Source organism: Actinosynnema sp. NPDC004786 (assembly GCF_053601135.1).
Map to the genome: position 1 here is coordinate 262,404 of NZ_JBSGBG010000002.1, position 22,224 is coordinate 284,627.

Annotated in this window: 18 protein-coding genes; 10 read left to right on the top strand and 8 right to left on the bottom strand. The window is 72.9% G+C overall.

The genetic code is table 11. The features are described from left to right. Positions 1–300 precede the first annotated feature (300 nt). A complete protein-coding gene (locus ACWEFJ_RS03220) occupies positions 301–936 on the top strand; it encodes a class I SAM-dependent methyltransferase (RefSeq protein ID WP_449712773.1) in 636 nt (211 codons plus the stop codon). Between the two features lie 12 nt (positions 937–948). Here the strand turns inward: ACWEFJ_RS03220 and ACWEFJ_RS03225 are convergent, their stop codons facing one another. Both ACWEFJ_RS03225 and ACWEFJ_RS03230 read right to left on the bottom strand, forming a co-directional pair. Further along, entirely contained in the window at positions 949–1,440 is a 492-nt protein-coding gene (locus ACWEFJ_RS03225; RefSeq protein ID WP_449712774.1) for a metallophosphoesterase family protein, read from the bottom strand. A 15-nt stretch (positions 1,441–1,455) separates the two neighbouring features. Further along, positions 1,456–1,698, bottom strand: a complete 243-nt coding sequence (locus ACWEFJ_RS03230; protein WP_378095961.1) for an acyl carrier protein — start codon at positions 1,696–1,698, stop codon at positions 1,456–1,458. 195 nt (positions 1,699–1,893) lie between these two features. Here ACWEFJ_RS03230 and ACWEFJ_RS03235 point away from each other — a divergent pair, with 195 nt between their 5' ends. From ACWEFJ_RS03235 to ACWEFJ_RS03255, 5 genes are all read left to right on the top strand, one after another. Then, positions 1,894–3,078 carry a glycosyltransferase gene (locus tag ACWEFJ_RS03235; RefSeq protein WP_378095958.1) on the top strand — a complete coding sequence of 395 codons (1,185 nt, stop codon included), beginning with the start codon at positions 1,894–1,896 and terminating at the stop codon, positions 3,076–3,078. A 290-nt stretch (positions 3,079–3,368) separates the two neighbouring features. Beyond that, the gene (locus ACWEFJ_RS03240; RefSeq protein WP_449712775.1) at positions 3,369–3,662 is read left to right on the top strand and encodes an ArsR/SmtB family transcription factor; all 294 of its coding nucleotides are present in this window, start codon (positions 3,369–3,371) and stop codon (positions 3,660–3,662) included. After that, on the top strand, positions 3,659–4,045 hold the full coding sequence (locus ACWEFJ_RS03245) for a VOC family protein (RefSeq protein ID WP_449712776.1): 387 nt from the start codon (positions 3,659–3,661) through the stop codon (positions 4,043–4,045). Before ACWEFJ_RS03240 ends, ACWEFJ_RS03245 begins: the two co-directional genes overlap by 4 nt. Positions 4,046–4,367: 322 nt before the next feature. After that, on the top strand, positions 4,368–5,585 hold the full coding sequence (locus ACWEFJ_RS03250) for a PP2C family protein-serine/threonine phosphatase (RefSeq protein WP_378095948.1): 1,218 nt from the start codon (positions 4,368–4,370) through the stop codon (positions 5,583–5,585). A gap of 37 nt (positions 5,586–5,622) precedes the next feature. Next, positions 5,623–6,312 (top strand): GNAT family N-acetyltransferase, encoded by a 690-nt coding sequence (locus ACWEFJ_RS03255; protein ID WP_449712777.1) that lies wholly within the window; start codon positions 5,623–5,625, stop codon positions 6,310–6,312. A 12-nt stretch (positions 6,313–6,324) separates the two neighbouring features. Here the strand turns inward: ACWEFJ_RS03255 and ACWEFJ_RS03260 are convergent, their stop codons facing one another. Then, positions 6,325–7,311 (bottom strand): LacI family DNA-binding transcriptional regulator, encoded by a 987-nt coding sequence (locus ACWEFJ_RS03260; RefSeq protein WP_378095942.1) that lies wholly within the window; start codon positions 7,309–7,311, stop codon positions 6,325–6,327. Between the two features lie 577 nt (positions 7,312–7,888). On the opposite strand from ACWEFJ_RS03260, the gene ACWEFJ_RS03265 reads away from it, so the two are divergent. Then, a complete protein-coding gene (locus tag ACWEFJ_RS03265) occupies positions 7,889–10,828 on the top strand; it encodes a beta-xylosidase family glycoside hydrolase (RefSeq protein WP_449712778.1) in 2,940 nt (979 codons plus the stop codon). Between the two features lie 630 nt (positions 10,829–11,458). Further along, entirely contained in the window at positions 11,459–13,819 is a 2,361-nt protein-coding gene (locus ACWEFJ_RS03270; protein ID WP_449712779.1) for a family 43 glycosylhydrolase, read from the top strand. Between the two features lie 128 nt (positions 13,820–13,947). Here ACWEFJ_RS03270 and ACWEFJ_RS03275 read toward each other — a convergent pair whose 3' ends face one another. After that, complete coding sequence (locus ACWEFJ_RS03275) at positions 13,948–15,294, bottom strand: extracellular catalytic domain type 1 short-chain-length polyhydroxyalkanoate depolymerase (protein ID WP_378094427.1); 1,347 nt, start codon at positions 15,292–15,294, stop codon at positions 13,948–13,950. 267 nt (positions 15,295–15,561) lie between these two features. On the opposite strand from ACWEFJ_RS03275, the gene ACWEFJ_RS03280 reads away from it, so the two are divergent. Both ACWEFJ_RS03280 and ACWEFJ_RS03285 read left to right on the top strand, forming a co-directional pair. Continuing rightward, the gene (locus tag ACWEFJ_RS03280) at positions 15,562–16,554 is read left to right on the top strand and encodes a PaaX family transcriptional regulator (RefSeq protein WP_378094425.1); all 993 of its coding nucleotides are present in this window, start codon (positions 15,562–15,564) and stop codon (positions 16,552–16,554) included. A 76-nt stretch (positions 16,555–16,630) separates the two neighbouring features. Then, on the top strand, positions 16,631–17,404 hold the full coding sequence (locus tag ACWEFJ_RS03285; RefSeq protein ID WP_378094423.1) for a FadR/GntR family transcriptional regulator: 774 nt from the start codon (positions 16,631–16,633) through the stop codon (positions 17,402–17,404). A 137-nt stretch (positions 17,405–17,541) separates the two neighbouring features. On the opposite strand, the gene ACWEFJ_RS03290 is transcribed toward ACWEFJ_RS03285, so the two are convergent. Genes ACWEFJ_RS03290 through ACWEFJ_RS03305 form a run of 4 tightly spaced genes read right to left on the bottom strand, consistent with a single transcriptional unit; the run spans position 17,542 to position 22,198 of the window. After that, entirely contained in the window at positions 17,542–19,083 is a 1,542-nt protein-coding gene (locus tag ACWEFJ_RS03290; RefSeq protein WP_449712780.1) for a glycoside hydrolase family 43 protein, read from the bottom strand. Between the two features lie 24 nt (positions 19,084–19,107). After that, positions 19,108–19,974 (bottom strand): carbohydrate ABC transporter permease, encoded by an 867-nt coding sequence (locus ACWEFJ_RS03295; RefSeq protein WP_378094419.1) that lies wholly within the window; start codon positions 19,972–19,974, stop codon positions 19,108–19,110. After that, positions 19,971–20,930, bottom strand: coding sequence for a carbohydrate ABC transporter permease (locus ACWEFJ_RS03300; RefSeq protein WP_378094417.1), 960 nt, complete (start codon positions 20,928–20,930; stop codon positions 19,971–19,973). The genes ACWEFJ_RS03295 and ACWEFJ_RS03300 overlap by 4 nt, the downstream gene beginning before the upstream one ends. Then, the gene (locus ACWEFJ_RS03305) at positions 20,927–22,198 is read right to left on the bottom strand and encodes an extracellular solute-binding protein (RefSeq protein WP_378094415.1); all 1,272 of its coding nucleotides are present in this window, start codon (positions 22,196–22,198) and stop codon (positions 20,927–20,929) included. Before ACWEFJ_RS03305 ends, ACWEFJ_RS03300 begins: the two co-directional genes overlap by 4 nt. Positions 22,199–22,224 lie beyond the last annotated feature (26 nt).

Below are 22,224 nucleotides of genomic sequence, written 5' to 3' on the forward strand. Positions count from 1 at the left end.
ACCGGGCAGCACAACGCCGCCGCATTGCACGCGCTGCCGCGCGTCGCCGCCGCACCCGCAGCCGCACCCGCAGCCGCACCCGCAGCCGGAGCCGCACCCGCAGCCGGAGCCGGAGCCGGAGCCGGACAATCACCCCGCTTCCGCCGGGAGCACAAGCCGCCGCAGGCGGGTGATCACCGCGCTGCCGCAGGGCGATGCCCCGGCCTTGGCGCGAGTCCTGCGACCTGCCGCGACATCCCTCCCGCGCGAGGCGCCCCGGCCGGGCGCGGCCCCGCTCACGGGAGCGCTAACGTCTCGCCGGTGACCGCACAGGACTGGTTGGCCGACACCCGCACCTCCTACGACACGGTGGCCGAGAGCTACACCGACTTCGCCCGCGACGCGTTGGCGCGGCACGCGGTGCTGCGGGGCGTGCTGGCGATGTTCGCCGAGGCCGCCCGCGCGGCCGGCGGACCGGTCGCCGACATCGGGTGCGGCCCCGGGTTGATCAGCGGTCACCTGCACGGGCAGGGCCTGGACGTGGTCGGCATCGACCTCTCGCCCCGGATGGTCGACATCGCCCGCCGGGAGCACCCCGACGTGCGCTTCCGGGTCGGCTCCATGACCGACCTCGACCTCGCCGACGGCTCGGTGGGCGCGGTGCTGGCGTTCTACTCCGTCATCCACGTCCCCGACGCCGAGGTGCCGCGCGTGTTCGCGGGCTTCCACCGCGTGCTGCGGCCCGGCGGCGTCGTCGCGGTCGGCTTCCACGTCGGCGACCGCCACCACCTCAAGACCGAGGGCTACGGCGGCCACCCCATGTCGCTGCACGTGCACCGCCGGCCGGTGGCGCGGGTCGCGGGCTGGTTGCGCGACGCCGGTTTCGCCATCGAGGCCCAGGTGCTGGTCGACCCGGACCAGGAGGTGCCCGGCGGCGTGCTCTTCGGCCGCCGGTGACCGGGCCCGCGGTCAGGTCACGGGCACGATTTGGGCGGACACCAGCGCGCCGTCGGAGATGTCGAGCAGCCCGACCGTGCCGTGCGGTTGCCGGCGGCGGTCGGTCGGCGAACCGGGGTTGAACACGCGCACGCCGTCGCCGGTCACGTCCATCGGGATGTGCGAGTGGCCGAACACCACCAGGTCCGCGTCGGGGAACCGGCGGCGCATCCGCGCGGTGCGGCCGGCGGCCTGCCCGCTGTCGTGGATCATCGCCACCCGCACCCCGCCCAGGTCCAGCTCGACGGTCTCCGGCGCGCCCCACTCGACCACGTCCGGGCCGTCGTTGTTGCCGCACACGGCGGTCACCGGCGCGTACTGCGCCAGCTCGTCCAGCACCGACGCCACGCAGACGTCACCCGCGTGCAGGATGACGTCCGCGCGGCGCAGGTGCTCCGCCACCGCGGGCGGGCACGACTTCCAGCGCCGGGGCGCGTGGGTGTCGGACAGCACGACCACCCGCATCGTGACGGAACCCGGTCAGGTGAGGGCCGGGCCCGACTCGGAGCTGCCGGACAGCTCCTTGAGGAACTCGTGGCACTGCTTGGCGCGGGCGGAGTCCTCCTCCATCACCCGGCGGAAGAAGTCGGCGATCTCCTGCTTGCCCGCGTTCTCCGCGTCGCGGACGTACTGGCCGTAGTCGTGCCCCGCCTTGAGGGCGTGGTACTGCACGGAGATCAGGTCGTAGCTGACGTCGTCGAAGCCGGTCTCCCCGGTGGCCATGGCGCCTCCTCGGTCGTCGTGTCGAATGCGATCGCCCAGTGCCATACCCGGCAGCGACGCCGTCAACCGCCGGATGGCCGGTCGCTCTGAGTGGCGGGTGCCGGGGGTTGCTTGTACGGTCCGTGTCGGGGGTTGAGACGACAGCCTGGTCCGGCGTGATGCGGCGTGCCCGCACCCGTGACTGGAGGACAACCCATGAAGATCGCAGTCGTCTCGGCGCACGCCAGCCCGTTGCCCGTGCTCGGCGATGCCGAGGTGGGCGGTCAGGACGTCCACGTGGCGGAGCTGGCGGCGGCCCTGGTGGCGTTCGGCCACGACGTGGTGGTGCACACGCGGCGTGACTCCCCTCGGCTGCCGGACGCGGTGCGCACGCGACCGGGTTACGACGTGGTGCACGTGCCGGCCGGGCCGCCGAGCCCGCTTCACCCGGACGACCTGCTCGCTCACCTGGACGAGTTCACCTGGTTCCTCCGCGACCGGTGGCGCGCCGACCGGCCGGACGTCGTGCACGCCCACTACTGGACGTCGGGCGTGGCCTCGGTGCTGGCGGCCAACGGCCTGGACGTGCCCGTGGTGCAGACGTTCCACTCCCTGGGCGCGGTGGCCCGGCAGGCGGGCGACGAGACCGTGCCCGAGGCGCGGCTGTCCACCGAGCGCCTGATCGGGCGCGAGGCGAGCCGGGTCGTGGCGCGGTGCACGGACGAGAAGGCGCAGCTCGTGCGCCTGGGCGTGCCGCGGGCGCGGATCGCGGTCGTGCCGTCCGGGGTGGACGTCGAGCGGTTCAGGCCGGAGGGGCCGCGGCTGAACCGGGCGTCACCGCACCGGGTGATCTCGCCGGCCGCGGGCGGGCGTGACGCGATCACCGCGTTGCGGTCGGTGTGGGACACGGAGCTGGTGGTCGTCGGCGGGCGGCCGGAGGACGTGCGGGCGCTGCGGGAGCACGCCCGCGAGCAGGGCGTCGGTGACCGGGTCCGGCTCGTGGGCCGCGTGCCGCAGGTGGCGATGCCCGCGCTGTTGCGGTCCGCCGACGTGGTCGTGTGCGCCGCGCCGGACAGCGCCGCCGTCACGCCGCTGGAGGCGATGGCGTGCGGCGTGCCGGTGGTGGCGGTGGCCGCCGGCGGTGCGGCGGACACGGTGGTGGACGGCATCACGGGCCTGCTCGTGCCGCCGGACGACGTCCGCGCCCTGACCCGCGCGTTGCGCCCCCTGCTGGCCGACCGTGCCCGGCGCGAGGCGTACGGGGTCGCGGGGGCCGACCGCGTCGAGGCCCGGTACAGCGCGGTCCGGGTCGCCGCCGAGACCTTGCGGGTCTACCACGAGGCGGCCGGGCTGCCGGGCCTGGTGGAGGCGTCGGTGCCCGACACGGCGTACGACGCGTAACCCCCGCCCGGGGCGGGTCCGGTCTCGCGCGGGTCCGGTCCGGCGCGGGTCCGGGCGGGGCCGGGTACGGCCGGGGCGGGACCGGAGCGGGGCGGGGCGGGGCGGGGCCGGGGCGGGGCCGGGGCGGGGCCGGGGCGGGCGGAGCCGGAGCGGGGCGGGACCGGAGCGGGGCGGGGCGGGTCCGAGGCCCGGAGCCGAGGGCCGAGGGCGGGGGCAGGAGCCAGGGTTCTGGAGGTCACGGCTCCGGTGACGACTTGTCAGGCAAGTGTTCACTTGCCTATTGTGGCGGCATGCCGGACGAGCTGTTCAAGGCGCTGGCCGACGCCAACCGCCGACGCATCCTCGACGAGCTGTCCGAACGTGACGGTCAGACCCTGTTCGAGCTGTGCGCACGGCTGCTGAGCAGGCACGACGTCGTGCTGAGCCGGCAGGCGGTGAGCCAGCACCTGGCCGTGCTGGAAGCCGCGGGCCTGGTCCGCACGCGGCGCGAGGGCCGCTACAAGTTCCACCACCTCAACACCGAACCGCTTGAGCACATCGTCACGAGGTGGCTCAAGCCCGACGCACCGGAGCACAACCCATGAGGATCCACCTGTCCAGCGTGCCGGTCGACGACCAGGAGAAGGCGCTGCGCTTCTACACCGACGTGCTCGGCTTCGCGAAGAAGGAGGACGTCCCGGTCGGACCGGACCGCTGGCTGACCGTGGTGTCGCCGGAGGACCCCGACGGCACGCAACTGCTGCTCGAACCCGACGGCCACCCGGCGGTGAAGCCGTACAAGGAGGCGTTGGTCGAGGACGGCATCCCGATCACCGCGTTCGCCGTGGACGACGTGCACGCGGAGTTCGAGCGGCTGCGCGGGCTCGGTGTGCGGTTCACCCAGGAGCCGTTGGACGTCGGCACGGTCGTGATCGCGGTGCTGGACGACACCTGCGGCAACCTGATCCAGTTGGCGCAGCACAAGTAGCGCCCACCCGCTCGCGCACGAACCCCGGCGCGGGCGAACGGCGACGCGGACGACCCGCCCGCCGGCGACCGCGTCGCCACCGATCCCGGTGCCGCCGCCACCACCCCCATCGCCGCCCGCCCGGTGCCGTCGCCACCGCCACCCCGCTCCCGCCGCGGAACCGATCCGACCGGCGGCGACGGCCGGCCGCTGCGGAACCGGTCCGTTTCGATCACCACCCGGATGGGTACCCTGAGGTGTTCGGCACCTGCGCGCCTGGCATTCGTCACGGGCTCGTGCTGTTCGCACGACGTACCTGATCGGCAGTGGACGGGGTTGACGGATGGGTGATCCGCAGAGGCCGGAGATGCGCCTGCGCGTGCTGGAGGCCGTCACCGACAGCGCCCTGCGCCAGCTGGAGCTGGACAAGGTGCTGGAGGTCCTGCTGTGGCAGGTGCGCGAGTTGTTCGAGGTCGACACGGCCACCGTCCTGCTGATCGACACCTCCGGCAGGCAACTCGTCGCCAAGGCGGCGTCCGGTTTGGAGGCCGAGGTCTTCCAGGGCGTCCGGGTGCCGGTCGGCTCGGGCTTCGCCGGGCGGGTCGCCCACCTGCGGGAACCGGTGTGGCTCGACCACGTCGACGAGTCCACCGTGGTCAACCCCCTGCTGTGGGAGCGCGGCCTCAAGGTGCTGCTGGGCGTGCCGATGGTGGCGCAGGGCGACCTGATCGGCGTGCTGCACGTCGGCAGCACCACCCCGCGCAGGTTCGGCGACGGGGAGATCGAGCTGCTGCAACTGGTCGCCGACCGGCTCGCCACCGCCGCGCACATGCACCGGTCGCACTCCGAGCGGGCGGCCGCCACCATGCTCCAGGAAAGCCTCCTGCCGAGCACGCTGCCGTCGACCGCCGACTGGGAGCTGGCCGCCCGCTACGTCCCCGGCACCGACAGCGGTGTCGGCGGCGACTGGTACGACGTGTTCGACCTCCCCGACGACCGCCTCGGCCTGGTCATCGGCGACGTGGCGGGCAACGGGCTGCCGGCCGCGATCGTGATGGGGCGGTTGCGCAGCGCGCTGCGCGCCTACGCGCTGGAGTTCGCCGAACCCGCGGAAGTGCTCGGCAAGCTCGACCGCAAGGCCAGCCACTTCGAGAAGCACACCATGGCCACGGTCGCCTACGCGGTCATCGACCGGGGCACCGGACAGGCGGACCTCGCGCTGGCCGGGCACCTGCCGCCGATCCTGGCCCGGGCGGACCAGCCGGCGCGGTTCGTGGACGCCCCGGTCGGCCCGCCCGTCGGCTACCACCTGGCCGTCACCGGCCGCCGGAGCACGCGGTTCGACGTGCCGACCGGCGCGCTGCTCGCCCTCTACACCGACGGGCTGGTGGAGCGCCGCGGGCAGGAGCTGAACCGCGGGCTGGAGAAGCTCCGGGAGGTCGTGACGCCCGCGCCGCCGGAGACGGCCTGCGTCCGGATCATGAACACGCTGATCGGCGACCACCCCGCGCCCGACGACATAGCCCTGCTGACCGTCCGGCACACCCCCGGGACCGCCTGACCACCGTCGCCGACGTTGTTGCAATAGAGTGGCAACGATGACGACCCGTTCCCCGGCGACCGACGCCGACCTGACCGACCTCGTGCGCCGCTGGGAGCGGGGTTGGCGCGCGTGCCGGGGCTGGGAACCACCGCGCGAGGAGCGCGAGGCGCTGCACCTCCTGCCACGCCGGCTCGGCCGCCACCGCGAGATCGTCGCGTTGCGCCCGGACCACCTGCCCGGTCTGCGGGCGTTGGCCGGGGAAGCCGCCGGCGACCGCGACCCGACCTGGTTGACCGTGCCGACGACGCGCCCCGACGAGGTCGAACCGGTCCTCCGCGACGCCGGCCTGCACGTCAAGGCCACCCGCGAGTGGTTGATGACCCGCGCCCTGGCCACCCATCCCCCGCGCACGGCCCCGTCGCCCTACCGGGCGCGGACGACGACCAGCGGGACGGGCCTGCTCACGGTCGAGGTGTGGCACGGGCACGGGTCCGACGCGCCGGCGGCGCGCGGTCAGGCCGCCGTCGGCCGCGGCGACGCCGTCTTCGACCGGATCGAGACCGCGCCGGCCCACCGCCGCCGCGGCCTGGGCAGCGTGGTGATGGCGACCCTGGCCGAGGGTGCCGTCGACCTGGGCGCGCGCGACGGCGTCCTGGTCGCGAGCCCGGACGGCCGGGCGCTCTACGCGTCCCTGGGCTGGACCACCCGGGCCGCGGTGGTGATCGCGACGAACGGGGCGGGCTGAGCGCCCGCGCCCTCACCGCGACGGCGGGCGGACGCTGTCGCGCGGCACGAGGGTGGGGCGGGTGACGCGCCGCAGCCCGGCGACCTCGGTCCCCTCGATCCCCGCCATCAGCAGGGCCAGGGCGTCGCGGGCGACGGCGGCGAAGTCCGGCCGGACGGTCGTCAGCGGCGGGATGAAGTAGGCGGCCTCCGGCACGTCGTCGAAGCCCACGATGCTCACGTCCTGCGGCACCTTGCGGCCCCGCTCGCTCATCGCCCGCAGGATGCCCAGCGCCAGGTGGTCGTTCGCCGCGAAGATCGCCGTCACCTCCGGCATCCGGGCGAGCACCTGGCCCGCGCGGTACCCCGACGCGGCGCTCCAGTCCGCGGGCACGATCGGCGGCACCTCCGCGCCCGCGGCCTCCAGCGCCATCCGCCAGCCCTCGATCCGGCCCGCGCTGTCGAACCAGTCCGGCGGACCCGACACGTGCCACACCGTGCGGTGGCCCGCCTCCAGCAGGTGCTCGGTCGCGGCGATCGCGCCCGCCACCTGGTCGACGGTCACCGTCGGGGTCTCGCGCCGGGAGTCGCCGTCGACCATCACCAGCGGGACCCTCGGCGGGACGGCGTCGACCGCGTCGTGCGCCGAGGCCGTCGGCGCGATGACGACGATGCCCGCCACCCGCTGGTCGCGGTGCCGCTCCAGGGCCTTGGTGATCGACTCGCGGTCCAGCACGTTGGCCCGGTGCGCGGTCACCACGAACCCGGCTTCCGCCGCCACCTGCTCGAACGCCGCGAGCAGCGAGATGGGGCCGCACAGGGTGGTGTTCTGGGCGACCACGCCGATCAGCTGCGAGCGGCCCGTCACCAGCGCGCGGGCGACCCGGTTCGGGCGGTAGCCCAGCTCCTCGATCGCCGCCTGCACGCGCAGGCGCGTCTGCTCCTGGACGTACGGGTGGCCGTTGAGCACCCGCGACACGGTCTGGTGCGAGACCCCGGCGAGCCGGGCGACGTCAGCCATCGCGGGCGCACCGGATGTCCTGTTCTCCACAACCCGCCCCATCCACGCGCGACCGCGCCGCCGGTCCCGTCGCACCGGGCCGGCCCCGGCGCGAACACCGACCGGGCACCGCCGCGTGGACGTCCACCGACGACCGAAAGTTTCGAACCCCCCGCCGATCGACGGTGATCGACACGTCAATCTATCCAGCGGGTTTTGGCCAGTCAACGCGGCTGTGCGCTAAATGTTGAGCCGTCTTTCTTTAGCAGCCGACCGTCGCGTGTGGACGGCAACCGTCCACTCGGGCGACAGGCTTGACACCCATTTGTGTTATCGCTAACACTGTCCGGCAACACGATATTGACCGTTTTGACCAAACCCTGTTACTTCGACACACCACGTGCAGCGTGGCCGATGCGGGCGGCATGTTAGCGATCACAGCGCCCGCGGTCGGCCGTGTCCGAAAGTTTCGGACACCGCTCTGCTCTGTCCTGAGTGGACAGCGTGGCGCGTTCCGCCGGTGGAACGCGCCGCCGGCCGGTCCCCGACCGCCTCCCCACCGCACGGTTCGCCGCCCACACCGCGTCTGGAGTCGTCCATGCCGCTGACCGCCCGCCTTCGTCCGCTCGTCCGGCGCCCGGGGCGCGTGCTGCTGACCGCCCTCGCGGCCACCGCCCTGCTCGCCGCGTCCCTCGCGTCGGTCGGCCCGCCCGCCCGGGCGGCGGGCGAGTGGTCCCCGAAGCCGTCGTACACGTCGACCGACCGGGGCGACGGGACCTACTCCGTGCCGCTGCTCAACTCCGACGTGCCGGACGTCAGCGTGGAGCGCGTGCCGGCGGCGGAGAACGACGAGGGCCGCGACCTCTACTACATGATCAGCACGACCATGCACCTGAGCCCCGGCGCGCCGATCATGAAGTCGTACGACCTCGTCAACTGGGAGATCGTCAACTACGTCTTCGACCGGGCGGACATCGGCGACTCGTTCTCGCTGCGCAACGGCCAGAACTCCTACGGGCAGGGCCAGTGGGCGTCGTCGCTGCGCTACCACGCCGGCCGGTTCTACGTCGCGTTCAACACCAACAACCTCGGCGGCTCCTACCTCTACAGCACCGACGACATCGAGAACGGCGCGTGGACGCGGCTGCCCCTGGGCCGCGCGTTCCACGACCCGTCGCTGTTCTTCGACGAGCGGGACGGCGGCACGCCGTACATCTTCTACGGGTCGGGCTCGACCAGCGCGGTGAAGCTGGACCCCGGGCTGACCCGCGTGGTCGCGGAGTACCCGAACATCCTGCGGCCGGCCGACTACCCCGGCTCGCCGTTCCTCGGCGGGCTGTTCGAGGGCGCGCAGGTGCAGTACATCGACGGCAACTACTACATCGTGATCATCACGTGGCCGTCGGGGCAGGGCCGGCAGGTGGTCCTGTTCCGCTCGCCGCACCTGCTCGGGCGGTACGCGACGGCCGACGGCGCCAACCCGTACGAGGCGCGTGGCGCGTTGAACTCGAACGGCTTCGCGCAGGGCAGCCTCGTGCCGATCGCCCGCGACGGCGGCCGGACCGACTGGTACGGCATGTTCTTCCGCGACTCGTTCCCGGTCGGCCGCATCCCGGCGCTCATCCCGGCGACCTGGCAGGACGGCTGGCCGACGTTCGGCGACCGCGGCGTGGTGCCGGTGAACGGGGTGTTCGCCAAGCCGATCGAGCTGAGCCCGGCGCAGGCGGCGCTGGAGCGGCAGAAGGCCGTCGTCGCCTCGGACGACTTCGCCAACGACGCGCCGCACAAGGCGTACATGGACGAGCGGTGGACCATCCCCGAGCCGCCCGACTTCGACGAGTCGCTGCTCGGCGTGGAGCTGGTGCGCAACCCCGGTTTCGAGGACGGCTCGGTGTCGCCGTGGGCCGGTCAGTTCGGCGCGACGCTCGCACTCGATCCGACCGACGCCGCCGGCGGGTCGACGGCCCTCCGGGTGGCCAACCGGACGCTCAACGGCTCGGGGCCGAACCAGTCCCTGGACGGGGTGTTGCAGCGCGGCGTGACCTACGCGGTGTCGGCGAAGGTCAAGTACTCCGCCGGGCCGGCGAGCGTGCGGTTCAACCTGGTCGCGGACTGGGGGTCGGGCGTGCAGGTGATGGCGTCCGGTGACGTGCCGGCGGGTCGGTGGACCACGGTCTCCGGCCGGTACACCGTGCCCGCCAACGCCGCGACCGCCAAGGTGAAGTTCGCCGTCGAGACGCCGTGGGCCAACCCGCAGCCGCCGTCGTCGAGCGTCGAGTACCTGCTGGACGACGTGTCGGTCGTCGGGCAGCCGGTGACCACCGAGCACCCGACCCGGGAGGAGGTCGAGCCCAACGGCTCGCGCCTGGGCCTGGTCTGGGAGTGGAACCACGCGCCGGACAACCGCCACTGGTCGCTCACGGACCGCGACGGCTGGCTGCGGCTCACCACCGGCAAGGTCGTCACCGGCGACTACGTCTACACCAAGCTGTCGAACCGGGCCGAGCTGACGTGGTTCGAGGAGGCCCGCAACACGCTGTCGCAGCGGGTCTTCGGCCCGAAGGGGTCGGCGGAGACGAAGCTCGACGTCTCCGGGATGCGGGACGGCGACGTCGCCGGCCTGGCGATGTACAACCGGGGCTTCTCCTACGTCGCGGTGAAGCGCGTCAACGGGCAGCGCACGGTCGGCGTGGTGAACCGGGTGCAGCCGTTCCCGGTCGCCTTCGACCAGGCCACGGCGGAGGCGTTCGTGCCGGGCACCGAGGTGCCGCTGGGCGACGCCACCGAGGTGCACCTCAAGGGCGACGTCCGGTTCGACGCGCCGACCGGGCAGGGCTGGACGACGTTCTACTACAGCCTGGACGGCCTGTCGTGGCACCAGCTCGGCGACCGGGTCGGGCCGCAGGCGCTGGACGGCAGCCTGGCGCACTTCATGGGCCACCGGTGGGGCCTGTTCAACTACGCGACCCGGCAGGCGGGCGGGCACGTGGACTTCGACCACTACCTGCTCAGCGACACGGTGACCGCCGAGGGCAAGCCGCTCGACACCAACGCCCTGGACGCGGCGATCGCCCACGCCGAGCGCCTGGACCGCGACCACTACCCGGCGGACGCGTGGACCGCGATGCGCGAGGCGCTGGCGAAGGCCAAGGCGGTGCGGGCGTCCCGGTTCGGCACCCAGAACCAGCTCGACGCGCCGGAGCGGGCGCTCAGCCTGGAGCTGGCCCGGCTGGGCGTGGCGAGGTTCCCGGTCGCGGTGGGCGCGTCCGCGCACACCCGGTGCGCGGGGCCGAACGCGAAGCTCACCGTCGAGGTGACGAACCACGAGGCGGTGCCGGTCGACGTCACGGTGAAGACGCCGTACGGCAGCAAGTCGTTCGACGACGTGAAGCCCGGCAAGACCCGCTCGCACCCGTTCATGACGCACGAGCGGAACCTGCCGGCGGGGTCGGTGACGGTCACCGCCACGGCGACGGTGGACGGCGAGGCGCGGTCGGTCGAGCTGAACGCGCCGTACGAGGCGCACACCTGCCGCTGACCGCCGGGGCGGCGCACACCGACCGGCGTGCGCCGCCCTCCCCCGGCCTTCCCGACCCGCTCCACCGGCGGCGGCACCCCGGACCCGCAAGGCCACCCGCACCCGGCACCGCCAACCACCGCCGGCGGCCCGGCGGCCGGTGTCCGGCTCTCGGCGGCACAGCTTCCGGCTCCGGCGAGGGCTTCCGGCTCTTGGCTGCCGGCGGGTGGCGGGCGGGCGGCGGCCAGCGGGCGGCGGCCAAGCCGGCCAGCGGCCAGCGGGCAGCGGGCAGCGGCCAGGCCGGCCCGGCGGCCAGCGAGCGGCGACCAGCAGCCAGCGACCAGCAGCCGGCTACCGGTGGCCAGCGACCAGCTGCCGGCCACCGGTAGCCAGTGACCCGTGCCCGGCGGGCGGCAGGCGGCGGCCAGCGGGCAGCGGCCGGGCCGGCCCGGCGGCCAGCGGGCGGCTTGCGGCGGCTGCCGGCCGTGCGGCCAGCGGGCGGCAGCCGGCGTCCGGGATCCGGCGGCCACCGGGCGGCTTCCGGCGGCTGCCGGCAGCCCACAACCCGGAACCTCCGACACCCACACCCCCAGTACCTCGGCCCCGGCGCGCCGCGGGCGAGTGATCCACACCGCTGACAAGGAGAACCCAGTGCATCGACAACGTCCACAGTGGTCGGGGCGGCGCAGAGCCGTCGTCCTCGCCGCCGTCGGCGCCCTGCTGACCGGAGGGCTCGTGGTCGCCCCCGCGGCGTCGGCCGCCGGTCCGAACCTCATCGCCAACCCCGGCTTCGAGGACGGCCTGTCCGGCTGGACCGTGAACAACGGCAACCCCACGGACGGCGCGACCCTGTCCCCGACCACCGACGCCTACGCGGGCTCGGGCGCGGTCCTGGTGACGAACCGCAAGACCACCGGGTCCGGCCCGGCGCAGGACCTGGCCGGCAAGGTGCAGGCCGGGAAGACGTACACGGTCACCGCGCGGGTGAAGTACGAGAACCCCGCGAGCCCCGCCACCAAGCAGTTCTTCGTGACCATGCACTACGGCGGCTCGACCTACACCAACCTCGGCACCGGCACGGTGCCGCGCGGCCAGTGGGGCCTGCTCCAGGGCACGTTCACCATCCCGGCCGGGCAGGGCGTCGCCACGCCGCGCATCTTCGTGGAGACGCCGTGGACGGCGGACCCGGCGGCCGCGCCGGCGACCCACCTGATGGACTTCAAGGTGGACGACGTCGTGCTGCGCGAGTTCACGCCGTCGACCACGATCGAGGTCCTCGGCAAGAACCCCGGTGAGGGGAACCCGCTGATCTCCCACAAGTTCGGCGCGGACGGCAACGCCTTCGTGCACGACGGCCGGGTCTACCTCTACATGACCAACGACACCCAGGTCTACAACCCGGGTCCCGACGGCACGTCGCCCACCAACACCTACGGCGGGATCAACACCATCACGGTGATCTCGTCCGACGACCTGGTGAACTGGACCGACCACGGCGAGATCCCGGTGGCCGGCCCGAACGGCCTCGCCAAGTACGCGTCGCAGTCGTGGGCCCCGGCCGTGGAGAGCCGCGTCGTCAACGGCAAGGAGCAGTTCTTCCTCTACTTCGCCAACAACGGCGCGGCGACGGGCGTGCTGGTCGGCGACTCGCCGCTGGGCCCGTGGCGCGACGAGCGCGGCAGCCTGCTCATCACGAGCCAGACCCCCGGCGCCTCGGACGGCCGCAACTGGCTGTTCGACCCGGGCGTGTTCATCGACGACGACGGCCAGGGCTACCTCTACTTCGGCGGGGGCGGCAACGACGGCTCCAACTCCTACGAGAACACCAACCACCCGAAGTCGACGCGGGTGATCAAGCTCGGCGACGACATGATCAGCATCGAGGGCGCGGCCGAGACCATCGACGCGCCGCTGATGTTCGAGGCGGGCCACGTCTTCAAGCGCGAGGGCAAGTACTACTACTCCTACTCGTCCAACTTCGGCTTCGGCGGGCCGATCGACCCGAACGGGCCGCCGACCGGGGCCATCGCCTACCTGGTGGCGGACAACCCGATGGGCCCGTGGACGCCGGACAAGTACGCGGGCGTCATCTTCAAGAACCCCGGCGTCTACTTCGGCGCGGGCGGCAACAACCACCAGTCCGTGTTCGAGCTGAACGGGGAGTACTACTTCACCTACCACGCCCAGACGCTGAACCGCCGCATCACCGGCGGCGCGACGCAGGGCTTCCGCAGCCCGCACATCGCGAAGCTGGAGTTCAACGCCGACGGCACCATCAAGGAGGTGCTCGGCACGTTCGACGGGGTGGAGCAGATCCGCCGGCTCGACCCGTACCGGGTGATCGAGGCGGAGACGATCGCCTGGCAGCAGGGTCTGGCCACCAAGCGGCTCAACGCGCCGAACGACGTGCCGGCGCTCGCCCTGCACGACGTCGACAACGGCGACTGGACGTCGCTGTCGGCGGCCGACTTCGGCTCCGGCGCCACCGGCGTGTCGGCGCGGGTCAAGCCGCTGGTCGCGGGCGGCAGCATCCAGCTCCGGCTGGACGACCGCACCGGGCCGGTCGTGGCCACCATCCCGGTGGACGGGCCGGTCGGCGAGTGGACCGAGGTCGGCGCCGCGCTCGACGGCGTCTCCGGGGTGCACGACGTGTACTTCACGTTCGTCGGGCCGGACGGCCAGGACCTGGTCGAGGTCGACAGCTGGCGGTTCACCAAGCCGTCGCTGAAGGTCGCGGCGGCGGCGGACACCCGGTGCGCCGGCCCGAACGTCAAGCTGACCGTGGAGGTGACCAACGACGAGTCCCGGCCGGTGGACGTGGAGGTCGAGACGCCGTACGGCTCGAAGTCGTTCCACAACGTCCAGCCGGGCAAGACCCGTTCGCACCCGTTCACGACCCACGAGCGGAGCGTGGCCGCCGGTTCGGCGACGGTCACCGCGACGGCGACGGTCGACGGGAGCGAGGTGTCGGTCCGGGTTCCGGCCCGGTACGACGCGCGCACCTGTCGTTGACCACCACGAGGCGGCCCGGAGCGTGCTCCGGGCCGCCTCGCCCCCATCCCGACCGAACGCGGTGCGGGAGGGCAGCCGCACACCGCGCGCGGTGCCGGGTCGGGCTCAGGTCCCGTCCGCGCCGCCGGTCAGGCGGTGGCGCACGGCGCGCCGTTGAGGGTGAACGACGCGGGTTTGGCGGTGTCGCCGGTGTGCGTGGCCTGGAAGCCGATGCCGATCGACCCGTTCGGCGGGATCGAGGCGTTGTAGGCCACGTTGCGTGCGGTCACCTGCCCGGACGTCGGCGAGTAGGTGGCGCTCCAGCCGCTGGTGATGGTCTGGCCGCCGGGGAGCGTGAACGCCAGCGACCAGCCGTTGACCGCGGTGGCCCCGGTGTTGGTGATGGTGATGCTCTCGGTCAGGCCGTTGTTCCACGCGTTCACCGTCGCGGTGACGCGGCACGAGCCCGACCCGCCCGGCGTCGTCGTGGTCGTCGTGGTCGTGGTGGTGGTCGTCGTCGTGGTCGTGGTGGTCGTGGTGGTGGACGTCGGGTTGCCGGTGCCGTCCAGGCCGAAGAACGAGATGGCCCGCGCCGCCATGCCGCCGGAGGGCAGGCTGTGGCCCGCGCCCTGGATGCTGTACGCCTCGACCTGCGTCGTGCCGGAGGAGTCGTTGTAGCGGCGGCGGTTCCAGTTCGTCTGCGGCGTGTCGGTGGACGACGGGGTCTGGCTCAGGCCGAACACGTTGGTCCACTGCTCGATCGACTCCTGGAGCAGCGCGTACGGCACGAGGGTGTCGGCGGTGCCGTGCCAGAGCTGGACGCGGGGCCGGGTCCCGGTGAAGCCGGGGTAGGCCGCGCGGACGGCGTCGCCCCACTGCTGCGGGGTGCGGTTCGCGCCGCCGTTGCCGGTGCACCGGCTGCTGCCCGGCGGGTAGTCGGCGGCGTTGGCGAAGCAGTTGAACGGCACGCCCATGAACGCCGCGCCGGCCTTGAACACGTCCGGGTACAGCGCGAGCATGTGGTTGGTCATCATGCCGCCCGAGGACGAGCCGGTGGCGTAGACGCGGTTCGGGTCGCCGCCGTAGCGCTGCTGGACGTAGGTCACCATCGACACGATCGACACCGGGTCGCTGCCCCCGCCGCGGCGCTTCGCGGCGTCGGACCAGGTGTCGAAGCACTTGCCGAAGCCCGCTTCCTGCTGGGCGCTCGGGTAGATGACGACGAACCCGTACCGGTCGGCCAGCGAGGCGAACTCGCTGCCCGAGTAGAAGCCGGGACCCGAGCCGCCGCAGCCGTGCATGGCCACCACGATGCCGGGGTTGGCCGGACGGGAGTCCGGCACGTAGACGTGCATGCGCATCCCGCCCGGGTTCGCGCCGAAGTTGGTGACCTCGGTCAACGACGCCGCGGACGCGGGCGTGGGCACGGCCGTGACGAGGCCGCCGACGAGCAACGACGCCGCCGCGGCCAGTAACAGGCTCGATCTGACCTTCATGCGCTCGACTCCTTTGTTTCGCGCACGACCGGATAAGGGAGGTGAGGTGCCGCGGACCGGTGCGACCCGCGGCGCGGCGGAGCGCGGTCCCACGCGTGGACGTGCCGCCGATGGCGCCCGGCCTGATCGAGGCCGGCAGTCGCGTGACACTTAGCGTGCACGCCGGCCAACGAACTGTCAATCAACCGTCTCGACAGCGCGGTGTGCTCCACTCGGAGCCGGTTACAGTCGGTGGCAACCGTCCCCGAGCCGACCGCCGGAGCCGCCGTGACCAGCCCTTACGACATCGAGGAGATCTTCCCGGGCGACGCGGTCCGGCTCCCGCGCCGGCAGTCCGGCAACTCGCCGCAGGGCCTCGCGGTGACCCTGCTGGCCGACTACACGTTGCGGACCAGGGCCTGGCTCCCGTCGGCGGCCATCGTCGCGCTGCTCGGCGAGGCGGGCGTCAGCCACGCCGGCGCCCGCGCCACCATCAGCCGACTGGCCCGCCGGGGCGTGCTGGAGGGCAGCAGGCAGGGCCGCAACAGCTCCTACCGGCTCACCGTCACCGCCGCCCTGAACCTGGCCGCCGGCGGTCGGGCCATCATCTCCGCCGGGGCCGACGACGAACCGTGGGACCGGTGGTGGACGTTGATCGCGTTCTCCCTGCCCCAGGACGAGGTCGGCCGGCGGCGCGACCTCCGCGGGAAGCTGCGGTGGCTGGGCTGCGCGCCCCTCTACGACGGCCTGTGGATCTCGCCGCACGACCTCACCGACCGGGCCAGGGCGCAGGTGGCCGACCTCGCCCCCGGCACGATGACAGTCTTCCGCGCCCGGCACGTGGACCTCGGCGCGTCGACCGGCCGCGACCCGCTCGACGCCTGGGACACCGGCGAGATCGCCCGGCACTACGAGAGCTTCCTCCGGCGCTGGCGGCCGCTGCTGCCCGACATCCGCGCCGCCCGGATCACCGGCGTCCAGGCGGTCCGCGCCCGCACCGAGGTGATGGACACCTACCGCCGCCTGCCGATCCTGGACCCGAGGCTGCCCCTGGACCTGCTCCCGCCGGGATGGCCGCGCGAGCCGGCCAGGGAGCTGTTCGCGGCCGTGTACGACGGGCTCGCCGGTCCCGCGCAGGACCACGTGCGGGCCGTCGCCGGCCGGTTCACCACCGACCCGCTCACCGACGTGCAGGCGCACACCGTGGCCGACCTGGTCCGCGGCCTGCTCGGCGAGCCCGACTGCGCGCCCGACCGGACGGGGTCGCCCGCGGGGCCGTGACCGAACCGGCACGCCAACGTACTACGTATACTGATCCAACCGCGGGTGGGCGTGGTGCGGGGCGACCGGAGGGCACATGACGGCAGCGAGCCAGGAACCGACCGGAAGCTCACCCGCTCCCCCGGAGTGGACGCGGCGGCCGGCCAACCTGGCCAGGGCGGTCACCGCGGAACTCGTGCAGCGGATCGTGCGCGGGGTGCACCCGCCCGGCACGCCGCTGCCGCCCGAACCCGCGCTGGGCGAGACCTTCTCGGTGAGCCGGACCGTCATCCGGGAGGCGGTGAAGATCCTCCAGGAGAAGGGCCTGGTCCAGGTGCGGCAGGGGGCCGGCACGACCGTCACCCCGCCGACGACGTGGAACATGCTCGACGAGATGGTGCTCGCGGCCACCATCGCCGAGGACGAGACGCTCGCCGTGCTGGACGACCTGGTGGTCACCCGGCGGCTGCTCGAATCGGACATGGCCCAGGTCACGGCCCGCACCGCCGACCAGGAGACCGTCGAGCGGCTGCGCGCCCTGGTGGACCGCATGGACGAGCTGGTGGACGACCCCGTCGCCTACCGCGAGCAGGACCGGGCCTTCCACGACACCGTCATGCAGGCGTCCGGCAACCGGATCGCGCGCGGCGTCGTGCGCTCGCTGGAGAGCCAGGTGATCAACACCGCCCGCTACATGGGGCGCAGCGAGCGCGCCCTGTGCGTCGCCTCCAACCAGGGGCACCGCCGCGTCTACGAGCGCATCGCCGCCCGCGACCCCGCCGGCGCGGCCGAGGCCATGTTCACCCACATCACCGAAGCGTGGCTGGTGCGCCGCAGCGGCGCCGGCGACCCCGGCCGCCTGGAACGCTGAGACCGACGCCGGCGCGTCCCGGCCACCCGGCTCGTGCACCGCGGCAACACCACCCGCCCCGGCCCTCGGCTCGTGCACCTGCGACCCCGACCGACACGTCCCGGCCACCCCCGTGGCCGGGACGTCGCGGGCTCGGGTCAGGACCCGTCGAGCGGGCCGTGGTCGTACCAGTCGAACCAGGCCGTGCCCTCGGTGACGTACATGCCGATCACCCGGCCCGTGAAGCCGGTGGCCACCTCGGTCGACAGGTACCGGCCGTCCAGCTCGGCCAGTGGCTCCGGGTCGTCGCCCACGTGGAAGGTGAGGTAGTCCGGCGCGGCGACGTGCAGGCCCGACCGCCGCTCCTCGCCCTCGGCCCACGTCCGGGACGGCCGGGTGGTGATCGCGAGCGTCACCGGGCCCGGCGGCACGGGGCGCGTCGCCACGGTGTGCCGCAGCGGTCCGATCCTGGCGACGACCTCGGCCTGCCCGTCGGCCACCTCCAGGTCGTAGTGGTGCCCCTCGTCCAACCGCACGGTGAGACCCGCCCGACCGGCGGCGTGGTCGAGCAGGACGGCCGTCCGGCTCTCCGGGTGCTGCTGGCGCCGGCCGAGGAAGGTGCAGCCCGGCCGGTCCAGCGACGGGCCGGTCGCGTGCAGCGCGAGCCAGCCCGGCCGCTCGGTCAGCGACCAGGAGCCGTCCTCGCGCGCCCGCGGCGAGATCCAGCGCGGGTCGAGCACGGGGGCGTCGAAGTCGTCGCGGCGCGGGGCCGCCTCCACCGGGCGCAGGACGCGGGGCGCGCGTTCCCGCGACCGGACCGGACCGACGCGGGGCCAGCCGTCCTCCCACGCCACCGGGGTGAGGAACGTTTCCCGGCCCAGGACGTGGAACTTGGGGCTGTACCCGACCGGGCGCGTGGCCAGCAGGACCATCCACCAGTCGCCGTCCGGGGTGGTGACGAGGTCGGCGTGGCCGGTGCTCTGGATCGGGTGGTCCGTGCTGCGGTGCGACAGGATCGGGTTGGCCGGCGCGGGTTCCCAGGGGCCGCGCGGCGAGCGGGCCCGCGCCATGGCCACGGTGTGGCCGCGCTCGGTGCCGCCCTCGGCGATCATCAGGTACCACCAGTCCCCGATGCGGTACAGGTGTGGCGCCTCCGGCCACTGCAGGCCCGTCCCCGCCCACGAGGGCTCCGGGCCTTCCAGCACCTTCCCGGCCTCCGGGTCGACGCGGGCGACGTGCACGCCGGAGAAGGACGGCCCGCTGGCGCCGGCGAACGCCGCCCAGCAGGCGCCGTCGTCGTCCCAGGCCAGGTCGGGGTCGATGCCGGGCAGGTCGATCCACACGGGGTCCGACCAGGGGCCCTCGGGCCGCTCGGCGGTGACGATGAAGTTGCCGCCGTGCGAGACGTTCGTGGTGATCACCCAGAACCGGCCGTCGTGGTGCCGGATCGTGGGCGCGTAGATCCCGTCGGACGCCATCGCGTCGGCCGGCAGCGGCAGTTGCGCCGGGCGGTCCAGGACGTTGCCGATCTGCCGCCAGTGCACCAGGTCGCGGCTGTGGAAGATCGGCACGCCGGGGAAGTACTCGAAGCTGGAGCACACCAGGTAGTAGTCCTCCCCCACGCGGCACACGCTGGGGTCGGGGTGGAACCCGGGGATGACGGGGTTGTCGTAGAGGGCCTCGGGCTTCGGTGAGGTCATCGTTTCCCTTGTTGTGCGTGGGCGTCAGCCCTTGAAAGCGCCTTCGAGGATCCCGGCCACCATGCGCCGCCCGACCACGACGAACAGCACGACGAGCGGGATCGTGGCCAGGAAGGAGCCGGACATGGCCAGGCCGAGGTCCACGTCGTAGCTGTTCTGCAGCGCCTTGATGGCGATCTGCGCGGTGTAGCGCTCGGGCGACTTGAGGACGATGAACGGCCACAGGAAGTCGTTCCACGCCGTGACGAACCCGAACAGGCCCAGCACGAACGCGGCCGGCCGGACGATCGGGAACGCGATGCGCCAGAACACCTGCCAGGTGCTCGCGCCGTCGATGCGGGCGGCCTGCATCAGCTCGTCGTTGATGGTCGCGGTGATGTGCTGGCGCATCCAGAAGATGCCGAACGCGCTGGCCAGGCCGGGCACGACCAGGGCCTGGAGGGTGTCCACCCAGCCCAGCCACGACATGATCATGTACTGCGGGATGACCGAGAGCTGGGTCGGCACGGTCATGGTCAGCACGACGACCAGGAACAGCGCGTTGCGGCCGCGGAAGCGCAGCTTGGCGAAGGCGAACCCGGCCAGCGCGCACAGCACCGCCTGCCCGACGCCGATGGCGGTGGCCACGAACAGGCTGTTCAGCAGCGCCTGCACGAACGGCACCGTCTCCAGCACCAGGCCGACCAGGTGGAAGAAGTTGCCGCCGGGCACGACCTCGGGCGGCATCTTCGTCGCCGTGGCGGTGTCGGTGGTGGCGACGATGAACATCCAGTACAGCGGGAACAGGCAGACCACCGTGGCCGCCGACAGCAGCAGGTAGGTCCACCAGCGGACCCGGCCGACGCGCCGGCCGGCCGCGGTCGCGCGGCTTCGTGTCGGAGTGCTCGTCATCGGTCCGCCTTGATCCTGGTGGACAGCAGGTAGTTGATCGCGGCGATCAGCACGACCATGGCGAACAGCGCGACGCCGATCGCCGAGCCGTAGCCGAACTCGAACTGCCCGAAGCCCTGCTCGTAGAGGAACAGCGTGAGCGTCTGGCACTGCCGCACCGAGCCGCAGGTGAGCGGCGCGCCGGTGGCGATCAGCAGCGGTTCGGTGAAGATCTGCAACCCGCCGATGGTCGAGGTGACCACGGTGAAGATGATCACCGGCCGCAGCGACGGCACGGTGATGTGCCGGAAGCGCTGCCACGGGCCCGCGCCGTCGATGGCCGCGGCCTCGAACACCGAGCGCGGCACGGCCTGGAGCGAGGCCAGGTAGAGCAGCGTGGTGTACCCGAACCACCGCCACATCACCATCGTCGCGATGAGCACGTGACTGCCCCAGGTGGACTGGACGAAGTCGACCGGCTCCACGCCGACCAGGCCCAGCAGCCAGTTGAGCAGGCCGTAGTCCCGGTCGAAGAGCTGCGCGAACACGATCGCCGTCGCCGCCACCGAGGTGATGTACGGGACCAGCACCGACATCCGGAAGAACAGCGCGAACCGCAGGCGGGCGTGGTTGAGCACGTGCGCGAGCACCAGGGCCAGCGCCAGCTGCGGGACGGTCGACAGCGCCCAGATGCTCACCGTGTTGCCGGCCGCGTTCCAGAACCGCGGGTCGGCGAACATGCGGGTGAAGTTGTCCGCGCCGATGAACACCTGGTCGCCGATGGGGTTCCAGTCGAACAGCGCCACGTAGAACGTGAAGGCGAACGGGAACAGCCCGAACACCCCGAAGATCACGAAGAACGGGGCGATGTAGGCGTACGGCGACAGCCGCTCGACCAGCCCCCGCCCCTTGCGGGGCGCGGGCGGGGGTGGCGCGGCCGAGCGGGCCGGGGTGAGCGTGGCGGTCACGTCGGTCACTCGCCGATGGCGGTCTTGATGTTGCGCACCGCGTCGTCCCACGCCGTGGCCGGGTTGCCGCCGCTCTGCTCGACGTTGGTGATGGCGTTGAGGAACTCCTGGCCGATGGCCGCGCTGTCCGGGCCGATGTAGAACGGCTTGAGGCCCAGCAGCGAGTCGGTGTAGATCTTGCCGGTCGGCGCGTCGGAGAAGAACGGGTCCTTGGCGTCGGTGAGCTTGGCGTCCTCGTACACCGACGGGGTGGACGGCAGGGCGCCGACGCGGGCGAAGTGCTCCAGCTGCCCCTGCGGCGACTGCATCTCCTTGATGTACTCCCAGGCGGCCTGGGGGTTCTTCGCGCGCTTGGGGATGGCCAGGTAGCTGCCGCCCCAGTTGCCGGCGCCGCCGGGGATCTTCGCGATGTCCCACTTGCCCTTGGTGTCCGGGGCGGTGCTGCGGATGGAGTTCAGCATCCACGACGGCGCGGACACGGCCGCGTACTGGCCCTGCGCCATGCCGGCGCTCCACGCGCTCTCGAACGACGACTGGCCGGCGGTGATCCCGGCGGTGGCCGCCTTGATGCCCAGGTCGAACGCCGCCTTCACCTGCGGGTTGGTCGCGTAGATCAGCTTGCGGTCCGCGCTGTAGTACTTCTCCGACACCTGGTTGACGGCCTGGTAGAACACGCTGGTGGCGGCGTTGTCGGTGAACGCCTTGCCGGTGGCCTGCTTGTAGCGCTTGCCGGTCTCGATGAACGCGTCCCACGTCGGCCACAGCGCGCTCACCGACTCACGGTCGGTGGGCAGCCCGGCCGCGGCGAACAGGTCGGTCCGGTAGGCCACCGCCATGCCGCCCACGTCGGTGGGGACGCCGAGCACCTCGCCGCCCTTGGCGACGCTCTGCTCCCACACCCAGTCCAGGTAGTCGTCCTTGATGTCGTCCGCGCCCAGCGTCCGCAGGTCGACGAAGTTCTGCGGCTGCTCCACGAACTGCGGCAGGTTGTCGCCCTGGATCAGCACCAGGTCCGGCACCTTCCCACCGGCCAGCGCCGTGGTGAGGGACTGGGCGGTCTCCGTCGACGTGCCCACCTCGGTCAGCTTGATCTTCACGTCGGGGTGCTTCGCCTGGTAGGCGTCCACGGTCAGCTTCTGGTTGATCGCGGAGAACGACCAGAACTCGAACGACTTGCCGTCCCCGTCCCCGCCCCCGCCGCCTCCGGTGCCGGGTGTGCAGGCGGCGACGAGGGCCAGGACCGCGGCGGTGCCGAGCAGGGGCAAGCGGAGTTTCACGACGCTTCTCCAAGGTGTGCGAGGAC

Coding starts and splice junctions, on each gene's coding strand:
- ACWEFJ_RS03255 (WP_449712777.1), top strand. CDS start 5,623: ATGACGACCCGTTCCCCGGCGACCGACGCCGACCTGACCGACCTCGTG.
- ACWEFJ_RS03230 (WP_378095961.1), bottom strand. CDS start 1,698: ATGGCCACCGGGGAGACCGGCTTCGACGACGTCAGCTACGACCTGATC.
- ACWEFJ_RS03250 (WP_378095948.1), top strand. CDS start 4,368: ATGGGTGATCCGCAGAGGCCGGAGATGCGCCTGCGCGTGCTGGAGGCC.
- ACWEFJ_RS03290 (WP_449712780.1), bottom strand. CDS start 19,083: ATGACCTCACCGAAGCCCGAGGCCCTCTACGACAACCCCGTCATCCCC.
- ACWEFJ_RS03265 (WP_449712778.1), top strand. CDS start 7,889: ATGCCGCTGACCGCCCGCCTTCGTCCGCTCGTCCGGCGCCCGGGGCGC.
- ACWEFJ_RS03240 (WP_449712775.1), top strand. CDS start 3,369: ATGCCGGACGAGCTGTTCAAGGCGCTGGCCGACGCCAACCGCCGACGC.
- ACWEFJ_RS03245 (WP_449712776.1), top strand. CDS start 3,659: ATGAGGATCCACCTGTCCAGCGTGCCGGTCGACGACCAGGAGAAGGCG.
- ACWEFJ_RS03285 (WP_378094423.1), top strand. CDS start 16,631: ATGACGGCAGCGAGCCAGGAACCGACCGGAAGCTCACCCGCTCCCCCG.
- ACWEFJ_RS03295 (WP_378094419.1), bottom strand. CDS start 19,974: ATGACGAGCACTCCGACACGAAGCCGCGCGACCGCGGCCGGCCGGCGC.
- ACWEFJ_RS03275 (WP_378094427.1), bottom strand. CDS start 15,294: ATGAAGGTCAGATCGAGCCTGTTACTGGCCGCGGCGGCGTCGTTGCTC.
- ACWEFJ_RS03235 (WP_378095958.1), top strand. CDS start 1,894: ATGAAGATCGCAGTCGTCTCGGCGCACGCCAGCCCGTTGCCCGTGCTC.
- ACWEFJ_RS03260 (WP_378095942.1), bottom strand. CDS start 7,311: ATGGCTGACGTCGCCCGGCTCGCCGGGGTCTCGCACCAGACCGTGTCG.
- ACWEFJ_RS03225 (WP_449712774.1), bottom strand. CDS start 1,440: ATGCGGGTGGTCGTGCTGTCCGACACCCACGCGCCCCGGCGCTGGAAG.